This is a genomic window from Fructilactobacillus sp. X2R5C3 (genome assembly GCF_059901325.1).
In genome coordinates this window covers 215,814-228,553 of sequence record NZ_JBWXUY010000001.1, presented here as the reverse complement: position 1 = coordinate 228,553, position 12,740 = coordinate 215,814, and the positions used below count along the sequence as shown (strand labels likewise).

At 43.4% G+C, this 12,740-nt stretch carries 11 protein-coding genes; 6 read left to right on the top strand and 5 right to left on the bottom strand.

Going from position 1 to position 12,740, the window contains the following annotated elements:
• Positions 1-407: 407 nt before the first annotated feature.
• Complete coding sequence (locus tag AC6UDE_RS01080; RefSeq protein ID WP_500696349.1) at positions 408-1,319, bottom strand: alpha/beta hydrolase; 912 nt, start codon at positions 1,317-1,319, stop codon at positions 408-410.
• A 225-nt stretch (positions 1,320-1,544) separates the two neighbouring features.
• Between AC6UDE_RS01080 and AC6UDE_RS01075 the strand changes: the two genes are divergently transcribed.
• Entirely contained in the window at positions 1,545-2,492 is a 948-nt protein-coding gene (locus tag AC6UDE_RS01075; protein ID WP_500696348.1) for an NAD(P)H-dependent flavin oxidoreductase, read from the top strand.
• Between the two features lie 134 nt (positions 2,493-2,626).
• The gene (locus AC6UDE_RS01070) at positions 2,627-4,675 is read left to right on the top strand and encodes an LTA synthase family protein (protein ID WP_500696347.1); all 2,049 of its coding nucleotides are present in this window, start codon (positions 2,627-2,629) and stop codon (positions 4,673-4,675) included.
• 43 nt (positions 4,676-4,718) lie between these two features.
• Here AC6UDE_RS01070 and AC6UDE_RS01065 read toward each other — a convergent pair whose 3' ends face one another.
• The 3 genes from AC6UDE_RS01065 to hdcB all read right to left on the bottom strand — a co-directional run bounded on the left by AC6UDE_RS01065 (position 4,719) and on the right by hdcB (position 7,145).
• Positions 4,719-5,903 (bottom strand): aminotransferase-like domain-containing protein, encoded by a 1,185-nt coding sequence (locus AC6UDE_RS01065; protein ID WP_500696346.1) that lies wholly within the window; start codon positions 5,901-5,903, stop codon positions 4,719-4,721.
• 141 nt (positions 5,904-6,044) lie between these two features.
• Entirely contained in the window at positions 6,045-6,590 is a 546-nt protein-coding gene (locus AC6UDE_RS01060; RefSeq protein WP_500696345.1) for a GNAT family N-acetyltransferase, read from the bottom strand.
• A 12-nt stretch (positions 6,591-6,602) separates the two neighbouring features.
• Complete coding sequence (hdcB, locus tag AC6UDE_RS01055; protein WP_500696344.1) at positions 6,603-7,145, bottom strand: histidine decarboxylase maturation protein HdcB; 543 nt, start codon at positions 7,143-7,145, stop codon at positions 6,603-6,605.
• Between the two features lie 51 nt (positions 7,146-7,196).
• Between hdcB and AC6UDE_RS01050 the strand changes: the two genes are divergently transcribed.
• Positions 7,197-7,865, top strand: coding sequence for an MmcQ protein (locus tag AC6UDE_RS01050; RefSeq protein WP_500696343.1), 669 nt, complete (start codon positions 7,197-7,199; stop codon positions 7,863-7,865).
• Between the two features lie 8 nt (positions 7,866-7,873).
• Here the strand turns inward: AC6UDE_RS01050 and hdcA are convergent, their stop codons facing one another.
• Entirely contained in the window at positions 7,874-8,809 is a 936-nt protein-coding gene (gene hdcA, locus AC6UDE_RS01045; RefSeq protein WP_500693277.1) for a histidine decarboxylase, pyruvoyl type, read from the bottom strand.
• Between the two features lie 261 nt (positions 8,810-9,070).
• Between hdcA and AC6UDE_RS01040 the strand changes: the two genes are divergently transcribed.
• From AC6UDE_RS01040 to cydB, 3 genes are read left to right on the top strand one after another with little or no spacing between them, the layout of a single operon-like run.
• A complete protein-coding gene (locus tag AC6UDE_RS01040) occupies positions 9,071-10,249 on the top strand; it encodes an NAD(P)/FAD-dependent oxidoreductase (RefSeq protein WP_500696342.1) in 1,179 nt (392 codons plus the stop codon).
• A 26-nt stretch (positions 10,250-10,275) separates the two neighbouring features.
• The gene (locus AC6UDE_RS01035; protein WP_500693275.1) at positions 10,276-11,715 is read left to right on the top strand and encodes a cytochrome ubiquinol oxidase subunit I; all 1,440 of its coding nucleotides are present in this window, start codon (positions 10,276-10,278) and stop codon (positions 11,713-11,715) included.
• Positions 11,712-12,737, top strand: coding sequence for a cytochrome d ubiquinol oxidase subunit II (cydB, locus tag AC6UDE_RS01030; RefSeq protein WP_500693274.1), 1,026 nt, complete (start codon positions 11,712-11,714; stop codon positions 12,735-12,737). The genes AC6UDE_RS01035 and cydB overlap by 4 nt, the downstream gene beginning before the upstream one ends.
• The last annotated feature ends 3 nt before the right edge of the window (positions 12,738-12,740 follow it).

The window sequence follows — 12,740 nt, the reverse complement described above, 5'->3', positions numbered from 1 at the left end:
TTTTTGTTATCACGAGTATATACGATAAGATACAATAATGCCAAAATCTCAAATAAAAATATACAATTTTATTTACTATTTTTTCTCATGTGAAGAATATATTCTAATTGGAATAATTTGATAGATAAACTTAGGTTATTCTATTTAAGGGAGGGAAATAGATGATAAATTGGTTTGATTTATTCTTTATGATTGGTACTTTGTTGTTAACAGTACTTCTAATTTTACTAGTTATCTTAGTACTATACTTGTGTATCCGCCTAGGAATAAAACTAAATAGGTTCTTAAAAAGAGAAAAAGATAACCATGAAAAAAGGCATTAAATTATTAGTCATTAGTGTTATGCCATTAGCTTCTGAATCAAAACTAGCAAATTATTTATAAATATAATTTGCTAGTTTTTTTGTTTATTTAAAATACTCTTCAGCGAACGCCCTGGTCTTATTAACGTAAACCTGTCCCTCTTTGTTCAAAGAATCGGCGTGTGTCGCGTGGTTCACGATCCACAATTTCTTAGGACCGTGGTCGTTTTTATAATTGATATAGGCGTCTTTAACGGGGACAAACTTATCGGCATTGCCATGAATGATAAATAGCGGAATTTGATTGTGGGCTAACGTCTGCTTCGTGTCGGCATCGTAGAAGTCGTACTTAGCAAAAATATCACCGTAGATGCGGGCAATGGGTAAGATTGGGAAGGTCGGCAAATGAAACAACGTTCCCAGTTCATATTTCAACTCATCATAGATACTGTTATAACCACAGTCGGTAATCGCAAAGTCAACGTTGTGCGGGACCTTTGGCAAGGTAAAGAGAACGGCAGCCGCTCCCATACTGATCCCAAACATGCCAAGTCGTCCATTCGGTATTTTCTGGTTAATCATGTTCATCCAGGTCACAATGTCAGACCGATCTTTCCACCCATAACCAGCGTACTCACCCTGACTGTGCCCAAATGATTCGTCATCGGGTGCGAGAACATTATAACCATCATCATGAAACATTCTAATGTAGTTATTCATCTTGTGCCCAGTACTTCCGTAACCGTGGATTACGATCACGGTCTTATTCGTCGCTTGCTTAGCTGGTAAGTAGTAGGCCGTGAGTTTTAGGCCACCCTTGTTCGTTTGGTGCCAAATCTGGGGCTTTTGTTCTTTAATCCAAGTGGTGTTAACCTTTTCGCCGACCTGCGTGCTGTATCCACCCCGCTTAAACGCGAAGTTAAACAGGAAGTAGGTTCCCACAAAGATTAAAATAATCACGGTAATTACGATGACAATTGTAACTTTGTGCCAGCGCTTCAGCTTTCTTTTTTTCATAATTTCGCTCCTTTTTGCAACACTTGCCATTATACGGGTAGAGCGATTCAAATCATGATTAATTTTTAAGCGTTGCGTGGTACCGGTAACTAGCCAGCTTCAGCCGAGTTACAGATTAATTTGAATGTCATTATATTAATCACAAATCGTTTTAGTTTGCTTCAAGCTAACTTTCAACTAGAATGTAAGATATAACTAACTAATAATAAGTAGGGAGTAATTAAATTGAAAACAAGTCCAATAACTAAAATGCTTGGAATTAAGTATCCAATCATTCAGGCGTCACTCAACTGGCTAACTGACGCTAAGTTTGTCGCCGCGGTCTCAAATGCTGGTGGTCTGGGAACGTTCGGACCCAATGCCGGTAAGACCAGTCCCGATCAGGATGCCACGGAAACGCTGAAAAAACAGATTAAAGAAGCCAAACAGCTCACCGACAAACCCTTTGCTGTCAACATGATTGTCGGAAGTGAAGATGAGTTTGATTACCCAGATAAGACCTTTAGAGCTGCTTTTGACGCTGGGGTTAACATCTTCATCATTTCTGGTGTCATCAATCCAAAACTTTTTAAAGAAATCAAGGAATCCGGTAGTACCCTAATCTTTCGCGAACTCAATCCGTCCGTTAAGGGCGCTCAAAGAGCTGAAGAATTAGGCGTCGACATCCTGATTGCCACTGGTTACGATGAAGGTGGCATCATTCCAACGACCGGCCTTGGGACGTTTACCACCATTCCACGCATTGTGGATGCCGTCTCCATTCCAGTCGTTGGCGCTGGTGGTATCACGGACGTTCGTGGTGTGCGCGCTGCCTTTGCACTGGGTGCTCAGGGAGTCTACGTAGGAACCCGGTTCATTGTGACTGACGAAAACCGGACTTCAGACGCTGCCAAACAAAAAATCATCGACTCGACGGTTGATGACGTAGTACTAGTCTCTTCTAACCAACGTTCAATCAAGAATCCACTAGCTGATAAGTGGGCCAAGGAGTTTCAAAATGGCGTCAAAGACACCTACGAACAAACCCGCAAGGCCGGTGGCGTTCGTCCTGCCATGCTTGACGGCAAACTTGATGACGGTGTCATTTCAATTGACGTTGGTATCAACAACATTCACGACGTCAAGAGTGTTCAAGCAGTAGTGGATGAAATGATGCAGGATTTTCAAAAATAAATCTTAATAAAAAGCTTCAAGTGGCGTGTCTATCAGCCATTTGAAGCTTTTTTATTCTGCTTTGCTAATTCTTAATGTGATAAGATGTTTCCTATGTGATAAATTACATAAATTCTTACAAAGGAACGTTCAATTTGAAAATCATTAAGAAAATTCTCAACATCTTTAATACCCGCATCGGGTTCTTCTTGTTACTAGTGGCTCTGTTCTGGTTCAAGACCGTCTACGCTTACTACCACGTCTTTTACCTCATCCCAGCGAGTCGCATGCAGCACATCATTTTACTAATCAATCCGCTGGCCGCAACCATCATTACGCTGAGTCTGGCACTGTATTTAAAGCCCGCCAAGCTCTTTTATCCCTTTATCATCTTCATTGACTTCTTAAACACCGTCTTATTGTACATAAACATCGTCTACTTCCGGGGATTTCTGGGCTTTATGACTGCGGACACGATGACGACCGGTCATTCAAATTTAAATGGTGGTTTAATTACCAGTGCGACCGCCCTTATCAACAAATGGGACGCTCTCTACTGGCTTGATTTAATCGTGATTATCCTGTTACTAGCATTTCGCGTTATTAAAATCGACAAAAAGCCTTTGAAGCTTAAGTTTAGCTTACTAACCACCCTGGTTGGCGTTCTCTTTTTGTTTCTCAACCTTTTTCTTACTCACGTCGACAATCCCAACCTGTTCGCTCAGTCAAGTACGCAAAGCAAGCAGAATGACATCGTGAAATACATCGGAATTGACAACTACACCGTCTACGACTGGACCAAGTCCATTCAGACCAACATTGCGCGCTCAACCGCCAAGAAGTCCGATTTAAATGACATTTTAGGCTTTACGAGAAAACACTACGCTGCCCCTAATCCAGAAATGTACGGGAAAGCGCGCGGAAAAAACGTGATCGTCATTCACCTAGAAAGTTTTCAACAGTTCTTGATCGACAAAAAGGTTAACGGCAAGGAGGTAACGCCTTTTCTGAATAAAATTTACCATAGTCAGTCGACCAACTCGTTTGACAACTTCTATCACCAAGTGGGACAGGGACGAACGGCCGATGCCGAAAACATGCTTGAAACCAGCACGTACGGACTTCCCGAAGGCTCCTTGTTCTCTCAGTACGGAAACGACAATACCTTTCAGGCAGCTCCCGCTATTTTGAAACAGCAGCGAAACTACACGTCCGCCGTTTTCCACGGTAACGACGCCAATTTCTACAACCGTAACAACACCTACAAACGGCTTGGTTTTCAATATTTCTTTAGTTCCAAAGATTACAACATGAAGGGCGATCGGACCGAAGGCATGGGCTTAAAGGACAAGTATCTGTTTCAAGATTCCAACAAGTACTTAGAGAACCTTCAACAGCCCTTTTACGTCAAGTACTTGACGGTCACTAATCATTTGCCATACGTTCTGGACCAAAAAGACCAGAGGCAGATGCACTTTAAGACCGCCAACACTGACAACCCTGAGGTCAATAACTACTTTGTTACCGCCCACTACCTCGACCAGTCCGTCAAAGAATTTTACGACTACCTGCATCAGACGGGACTTGACAAGAACTCAATGATTATCATCTACGGTGACCACTATGGTTTGATGGACCAGGATGAACGCAGTCTGGCACCGCTTTTAGGCGTCAAACCAAACGATTGGAACGCTTTTGACCACAGCCAAATCCAAAAAGTTCCGTTTATGATTAACATGCCCGGAACCACTGGTGGTAAAATCCACCACACGTACGGCGGTGAGATCGACGTGTTACCAACGGTTCTCCATCTTCTCGGAATTAATTCCAAACCATACGTTCAGTTTGGAACCGACCTCTTCTCCAAGCAACACGACCAGGTGGTTGCCTTTAGAAACCGTGACTGGGTCTCACCACAGTTCACCTCCACGAACGGCACGGTTTATGATAATCAGACCAAACGTCAGCTTCATCCAAGTCAGAAGCAGCAAAACCAAATCAATCAGAACCAGCACCAGGTCAACCACGAACTGGAACTGTCGGATAAGCTGAATAAAGAAAATCTTCTTCGTTTCTATCATCTCAAGGGCTTTAAGCCGGTTAATCCAAAAGATTACCACTACAACCATGAATTGAACCGGGAAAAACAACTTGAGAAACAGTTGGGCCAAAAGTCAACGAGTTTAGCTTCCCTGGACAAATAAAAATAGCACTTAACTCACATGAGTTAGGTGCTATTTTAGTCTTTTATTTATTTAATACCTGTGAAATGGCCGTTGCCATCCGTTTAATTCCTTCATCGATCTCATCGTCATTCATGTTGGAAAAGTTTAAGCGGAAGGTCCCTGGTTTTACCTTACCCGCGTAAAAGGAGGACCCAGGAACAAACACCACGTTGTTTTTTAAACAAGTCTGATACAGTTCCTCCGTGTTCACTCCGGGAACTTCAACCCAGATGAACATCCCACCTTCAGGATGACTGTGGCGCACGTTCTTTGGGAAGTACTTATCAATGCGGTCCATCATCAGATTAGCCCGATGCTCGTAGGTATCGGTAATCTTCTTGATGTGGTCGTTAATATCCACGTCATCTAAGTACTGGGAAACGATGTACTGGGTTAAGTTATCCGTATGTAAATCGGCATTTTGTTTAAACAAGATGAACTTGTCCATAAAGTTTAATGGTGCATCGATCCACCCCAACCGGAGTCCTGGTGCTAAAATCTTGGAAAAAGAGCTCAGATAGATTACCCCACCGTCATGGTCAAAGTGCTTGAGTGGCGGTAAGTATTTGCCAGCGTAACGAATGGCACCGTATGGGTCGTCTTCCAGAATTGGAATCCCAGCCTCTTTACCAATCTGAACTAACTTCTTCCGCCGCTCTTCCGTCATGGTCCGTCCGGTTGGATTCTGAAAGTTAGGAATCGTGTAGATAAATTTGGCCTGCGGATACTTTTTGATTAACTGTTCTAAGGCATCTGTCTCCATCCCGTCCTCGTCCATGGGAATGCCAACGATTCTGGCACCATAGGACTTAAAAACGTCGATGGCTGAGAGGTAGGTTGGATCCTCGGTCAAAACCACGTCACCAGGATTAATCAACATCCTGGAAACAATGTCAATGGCCTGTTCCGACCCCGTCACGATGCCAACGTTAGCAACCGTCGTATTAACGTGGCGTTCTTTCATAATGGCCACAATCTGCTGTCTTAGTTTTTCGTAACCAAGCGACTGCGAGTACTGCAGAACCGTTTGCCCATACTGTTCAAAAACCTGGTTTGCGGCCTTTTGGATCTCTGAAACCGGAAACAACTCGGGAGCTGGCATTCCACCACCTAATGAAATCACCTTGGGATCAGAAGCCGCTTTAAAAAGATCTGAAGTTACCGTACTAACATGAGCTGGCACGCCGCTTGCGTATCTAAATTCCATTTTAATCGCCTCACCGTACTAAACATTTGGTAGTTATTATTTAAAAGTTCACTGTAATTAAAGCATTACACTATTAGTATAGTACATTCAGCTTAAATGCGTCGCTATCACGTATCTAAATGACCTAATGCGTGCGGTGTCTCAAACCTTAGATTCGTTGGGATTTTTCACCCAATCATTTTCGTCATGGCCTACGCCGTTAATGACAATTCCATTGGTAATGACCCGTTCCAGCCGAAATCCAGCACGTTCAGTAACGTGATTACTCCGCTTATTATCAACGGCTACTTTAATGTGGATCTGAGTCAACTGATAATCACGAAAACCTAAGCCAATCATGAAGTTAAGCGCCCGGTAAACGATTCCCTTCTCGGTAAATTGGTTACCCAGCCAATAGCCAATCTCCGTGCTTTTTTGGTCATGATCAAACGAATTAAAACTGATCATCCCGGCAATTTGATCCTGATAAATAATTAATAAGTTAACTGACTTTCCTACCCGATAATGGGTTAGAGTTTGGTGTAAAAATTGCTGCTCCTGGGCAACTGATTGCATTGCATCCGCCCATGGCAACCACTTTGAAAGGATTGCGCGTGACCCCTTTACTAACTGATAGACCAATTTTGCGTCTTCTGGCTGGTCAGGAAGGCGTAACTCAATCTCACTGTCAACACGTTCCGTCCTCATTTCATCACTTCCCTACTTTCCGGCTTTTGAAATTGAGCCGTTTAAATCGTCGTATTCATTCTGACTCAGTTGGCCGATCTGCATGGCAACTCGCAAGCGGTCCACTTCTTTTCCGTGGTCAACGTTTGTGAGGTAATTACTTTCACCACGAATCGTATGGTCGTATTTGGCAGCTGTCAGCTTTCGTTTTAAAATGGACTGCGTAAAATCGTAGACACGACCATATCTGATGTGATGATAATCAAATTGGCACTGATTAATCTGAAACTTCAAGGCACCATCTGGAACGCCGCTTACAAACGTCATCTTTTCAATCATGGCTTGAGAATAGTGGCTGTCTGAGAAAGTACCAGCCACGTTTCTAAAAATCATCAATTCGTTCCCGGTGGTGACCAGGACGGTCGTCTCGGAATCTTCCTGATTAACCAGTAAGCCTCTGACCCGTTTTCTTGCCAAATGGTCCGTTAAATATTGGTCAAACTCTGAGCCAATCACCGCTTTTAATCCATGAAACTGATTTAAACCAATCCGCATTTGCGTATCCTTTCTATCCATACTTTTCTGTCACGACTTTTCTGTCACGCCTTTAACCATAAGGAGATCGTCATGAAAATCGAAGAACAACTCTTTACTAATCTAAAACCCGACGTTTCTAAACTGATTCGTTTTGGCTTTAGGAAACAAAACAACGTCCTAACGTACACCACTCATCTCCCACAAATCAACTTTTCGGTCACCATTACCGTTAAGCAAAATGGCGAGGTCAGTGGCAAAGTAATCGACGATGATTATCGCGCCGAATACACTAACTTCCGGGTTGATAACCCAGAGGGCGGCTTCGCCAGCACCATCAGGCAAAAATACACTGCCATCTTAAAAAACATTGCGCAGCAATGTTTCGACTACGCCCCAGTTAAAACGGGAACGAAGTGGCTCATCCCCGCCAATCCGAAATACTTTGACTTAGAAAAAGACTTCGCCAAAAACGGCACCATCATGTGGAAACAAACCACTCACATTCACATCGGCGATTTAGTTTACATCTACGTGACGGCACCAGTTTCCGCCATCACGTATAAGTGCATGGCCATCGAGGTGAATCAGCCGCACTACTACCACGATAAAAACATCATCATGCACTACGTTATGTTACTTCATTTGCTTACCAGATTTAATCCCAATGAATTTAACGCGGCCGTCCTAAAGAAGCATGGGGTTAAAGCCGTCAGAGGCCCACGTCACGTTCCTCAATCTTTAAGTCGGATTCTCAAATAATTATCACATTAATACTGAATATTTTGGTCTGCGACAATTGACTGGTAATTCATCTTTTCAAGCCATTTTGGTAAACTCAGGTTCTCCATGATGTTCATGTCAACGTCTGGAGTCAAAATCGAACCGCCAGGAACCGCATCAACTGGAATCGAAAAGTAGGGTCCAACGGTAATCGCGTTGCCAATCTCACCCGGTTTCATCATGACGTGGGCAAAGCCAATCCACGAACTGGCAAACGAAGTGCCCGCATCTTGACCACACTGGGCAATCGAGCGCGCGATGGCCTCTCTTCTTCTGGCCAAGAATTCGCCGAGGTCGTCCTCGTTGGGCGTGTTCCAGGTTCCAGCATCCTCAATGAACATGGAGGAATTATGAACGGGATCCTTCGCAATTGAAATGGCAATGGCGGACCAAACGCCGTAACTTTCACCCGGTTTTAGCGGGCGGTCTTCGATTGGTCGTTCGGCAGTCACGCCCTTGTTAGCACAAATAATGAAACTCCCCGGAGCTGGATAGTGCCGACGATTGTCAGCCGTTCCAAAGAATTCTACCAGCGAATCCTGCAGTGGTTTCCCATCGTAAATTGGTAGTTTCGAACCATCCCACTGGGTCACCTTAAACAACGGTTGTGCCCGATCGACTTCTGGATTTCTCAGGAGATCATATCCCAGAATGTGACCCTGAACGCCCGTGAAGCTGGAGGCCGTCATCATGTTAATCTGGCCAATGTAGGCGTTCTTACACTCGGCTCGGTCGTAAGATACGATTCCATCCAAGACGCCATCGTCCGTCTTTTCGCGGGTCCCGGCGTCAACTTTTAGGCCAGTAACATAGCCAGTCCCGAGATTTCCTGGCTCCATGTAACCCCGTGAATATTTTTGATAAGGACTAATCGCAATGCGGTCAATCCCCTCTTGATTTAAAATTTTGTCAATTTTAGCCATTTTTTGCCTCCTATAAGCGGAAAATTTATTTTGCTTTTGAGACTACGTTCATAATCGCCTAACTCAAAATCACTTGCAAGGAACATCACTTATTAATGCCCAAATGACGGTACTAAAACGATTTTATCTCCCTTTCTTATCAATCAATAAATATTTTATTAAAATTTCCTCATAAAAAGAGTGACACAATGTCAGCATTAGCGTTAAAATAATGTTAAGATTTACACAATAATAGGTGTGTATTGAAAGGAGATCCTAATAATGAAAAAAGTCTTAATACTAGGCGGTGGATTCGCTGGATTAAGGGCTTGCAAGCTTTTAGCTAAGAGTAAGGCCAATCTAGACATTACCTTGGTTAATAAAAATGCTTATCATTATGACTCGACCGGCCTCTACAAGGTCGCATCAGGAGATGAAGCACCAGAACGACTCATGTTTAGAATTACCGACATGATCAATCCTAAGATTCATTTCATAGAGGATGAAGTTATTAAAGTAAATGGTAAAGATAACACGGTCCAAACGAAAAACAACGGTGATTTAAGTTACGACTACCTGTTCAATGCGCTTGGATTTGAACCCGAAACGTTTGGCACCCCGGGTGCAGACGAGTTTGGTCTTCAGATCAGTGACATTGATAACTCAGTCGCTGACTACAAGAAGATTCAAACCACCCTGGATGCCTACGATGAGTTTAAGGATGCTAAGCTCTTGAACATCGTGGTGGTCGGCGGTGGTTTTACTGGCATCGAACTTTTAGGGGATCTCGTGCACATGGTGCCAAAATGGGCCAAAAAGTATGGTTTCAAAAAAGAAGAGTTCAAAATTACCTGTATCGCTCCGGGCTTTTTGCCAATGTTTAACAAAAAACTCGGTGACTACGCGCAACACTTCCTTGAAAAGAAGGGCGTTAAGTTCATCATGGGTGACACGGTGTCAAAGATTACGGCTGATGGTGCTTACTATGGTAAAGATGATAAATTCATCCCATCTCACTTAGTCTTCTGGACCGCTGGAGTAAAGGGATCTGACGTTATTCCCGATTCACAGTATCCAAACGAGAAACGAAACCGGGTCGCCGTTAACACGAACATGAGCTTAGACGACTTTCCTAACCAGTACATCATTGGTGACGTCTCAGCTGTTAAAGATGACAAGTCCGGTCGGATGTTTCCAACGACTGGTCAAATTTCCATCTACGAAGCGGACGTTGCCGTCAATGATTTCTTAAACAAACTAAATGGTAAACCCGCCATTAAGTTCGACTACAAATCAATGGGAACCGTTTGTTCACTTGGCCCATACAGTGGAATTGCCGAAATTTACATGTTCGGCATGACCTTTAAGTTAAAGGGATGGATTGTCCCAATCTTTAAGAACATGATCTTCAAGAAGAACGGACTTGAACTCGGAAACATTCGGACCATGTTAGAAAGTTAAATTGATTTAAGGAGGAACTATTCACAATGCTTAATTTAGGTTTAAGTGTTTTGCCGCTAGCGCGGATTCAGTTCGCTGAAACCACGATTTTCCATTTCTTCTTCGTCCCAATGTCAATTGGATTGGCATTGATCGTTGCAATCATGGAAACCTTCTATGCGGTGACCAAAAAACCAGTCTATAAGACGATGACGAGATTTTGGAGTAAGATTTTCTTACTTAGTTTCGCGGTCGGAGTTGTAACTGGTTTGATTCAAGAATTCCAGTTCGGGATGAACTGGTCTGATTACTCAAGATTTATGGGTGACATCTTCGGAGCGCCGTTAGCCATCGAAGCTCTGTTAGCCTTCTTCTTGGAATCAACGTTTATCGGAGTTTGGATGTTCACCTGGGACAAATTAAAACCCGCTTGGCACGCCCTGATGATTTGGTTGGTCTTCTTTGGTTCAGCCATTTCAGCACTTTGGATTCTATCAGCCAACAGTTTCATGCAACATCCAGTTGGTTACCGGATTGACCCTAAGACCGGACACGCTTTAATGACTAGTTTTAGCGCCATCCTGACCAACCAACAACTCTGGTACGAATTTCCCCACGTTATCTTCGGAGCCTGTGTTACCGGTGGTTTCATCGTTGCTGGTGCATCGGCTTGGATGATCTTTAGAAAAAAGTGGCCCGACTTCTTCAGAAAATCAATGCGAATTGGTTTAGTCGTTGGTTTGATTGCTGTCTGCGGTAGCTTCCTTAGTGGAGACCAACAGATGCTTTACTTAAGCCATCAACAACCAATGAAATTCGCCGCTGCTGAAGGTGAATTTGAAAACGTTAAAAGTCCAGCTGCTTGGACGGCCGTTGAATTCGCTCATACTAACGAACACCGTGCTAGTTTCAAGATTGAGATTCCATACATGATGGACATCTTGACCTACCACAAGCTAAGTGGATCGGTTACTGGTATGAATGAAACTAATGCAAAATTACACAAGAAGTGGAATAGTCAGTTTGGCAAAGATATGAACTACTACCCACCAGTAAACACTTTGTTCTACTCATTTAGAATCATGGTATTTGGTGCAATGACACTAGCTTTCTTAGCCATTTGTGGTCTTTGGTTCTCAAGGAAAAAGAAGAATACGATTGGGAAGCAGTGGTGGTTGACGCTACTGCTGACGGTTGGAACATTTGGACCGTTCATTATTAACACCTGTGGTTGGCTGGTTACTGAAAGAGGTCGTGACCCATGGGTTGTCTACGGATTACTGCCAATTGCCAAGGCGGTTTCGCCAAGTACGACGGCGGCTTCCGTGCTCTTTACCATTATTATTTACTTCTTCTTATTTGCCACTTTGGGTGTCTTCATGTTTATTTACGCACGAAAATCACTTTACAAGGGGCCTGAAGGTGTCGGCGATCACGAGAGCTACGATACCGAAGATCCATTTTCAAAGGAGGCTTTTGAGAAATGAGTTTATTACAACTTTTATGGTATTTCTTAATCGGATTACTGTTTGCACTGTTCTTAATTCTCGATGGAGCTGATTTTGGGGCCGGAATGTCAACAAGACTGCTGGCTAGTAATTACGACGAAGCAGCTTTGGTACTTCGAACGATTGGACCCCACTGGAGTGGAAACGAAGTCTTCTTGGTTGCCGCTGGTGGTTCAATGTTTGCGGCGATGCCAATGTGGTACGCCTCGTTGTTCTCCGGATTCTATCTCCTGCTGTTCTTTATCCTGGTGGCTCTAATTTTTCGGGGAGTCTCGTTTGAATTCTCCGAAAACGCAGAGACCAAAAAGGGCCGAAACCGATGGATGTGGGCCAACTTCTTCGGAAGTGTCTTCATCCCCTTCCTGTTCGGAATGCTTTTTACCGACATGATTCAAAGTTTGCCAATGGATGGTCAGGGTAACATCTACGTCACCTTCTTCGACGTTGTTAACCCACTTTCAATCCTTGGTGGAATCACGGTAACTGCCTTATGTCTCTACCAAGGCCTTCACTACATTTCCTTGCACACGGCGGGCTTAATTCGATACCACGCCTCAGCAATGGCATCCAACCTGTACTGGTTGGCATACCCAGTGGAAATTCTAGTTGTGATTGCTTTATATTTCCAAACCAACTTTTTCGAGACACATTTGGTCTCAACTGTAGTAGTATTAGCATTAATCGTTGCTACAACTATTTGGGGTCAAATTGCTAGTGGCTCTGGTCATGAAGTACAAGCTTATCTTGCAAGTACCAGTACCCTCGCCTTACTAGTAATCCTGATCTTTATTGGTTTATTCCCTAATGTATTGGGTGCCAATGATCCAGTTCACACGATTTCAATCGCAAATGCTTCTTCATCACCATATACGTTAGTTGTAATGACCATCGTGGCATGTATCCTCCTACCGCTCATCGCGATCTACTTTACCTGGAGTTACGTCTCACAATGGCATCGCATTTCGCTTAAAGATATGGAAGATGCCAATTCTGGATATTAAAAA

What these genes read in the sequence shown, in the direction of transcription:
- AC6UDE_RS01080 (WP_500696349.1), bottom strand. Translation starts at nt 1,319, where the DNA reads ATGAAAAAAAGAAAGCTGAAGCGCTGGCACAAAGTTACAATTGTCATC.
- AC6UDE_RS01065 (WP_500696346.1), bottom strand. Translation starts at nt 5,903, where the DNA reads ATGGAATTTAGATACGCAAGCGGCGTGCCAGCTCATGTTAGTACGGTA.
- AC6UDE_RS01060 (WP_500696345.1), bottom strand. Translation starts at nt 6,590, where the DNA reads ATGAGGACGGAACGTGTTGACAGTGAGATTGAGTTACGCCTTCCTGAC.
- hdcB (WP_500696344.1), bottom strand. Translation starts at nt 7,145, where the DNA reads ATGGATAGAAAGGATACGCAAATGCGGATTGGTTTAAATCAGTTTCAT.
- AC6UDE_RS01050 (WP_500696343.1), top strand. Translation starts at nt 7,197, where the DNA reads ATGAAAATCGAAGAACAACTCTTTACTAATCTAAAACCCGACGTTTCT.
- hdcA (WP_500693277.1), bottom strand. Translation starts at nt 8,809, where the DNA reads ATGGCTAAAATTGACAAAATTTTAAATCAAGAGGGGATTGACCGCATT.
- AC6UDE_RS01040 (WP_500696342.1), top strand. Translation starts at nt 9,071, where the DNA reads ATGAAAAAAGTCTTAATACTAGGCGGTGGATTCGCTGGATTAAGGGCT.
- AC6UDE_RS01035 (WP_500693275.1), top strand. Translation starts at nt 10,276, where the DNA reads ATGCTTAATTTAGGTTTAAGTGTTTTGCCGCTAGCGCGGATTCAGTTC.
- cydB (WP_500693274.1), top strand. Translation starts at nt 11,712, where the DNA reads ATGAGTTTATTACAACTTTTATGGTATTTCTTAATCGGATTACTGTTT.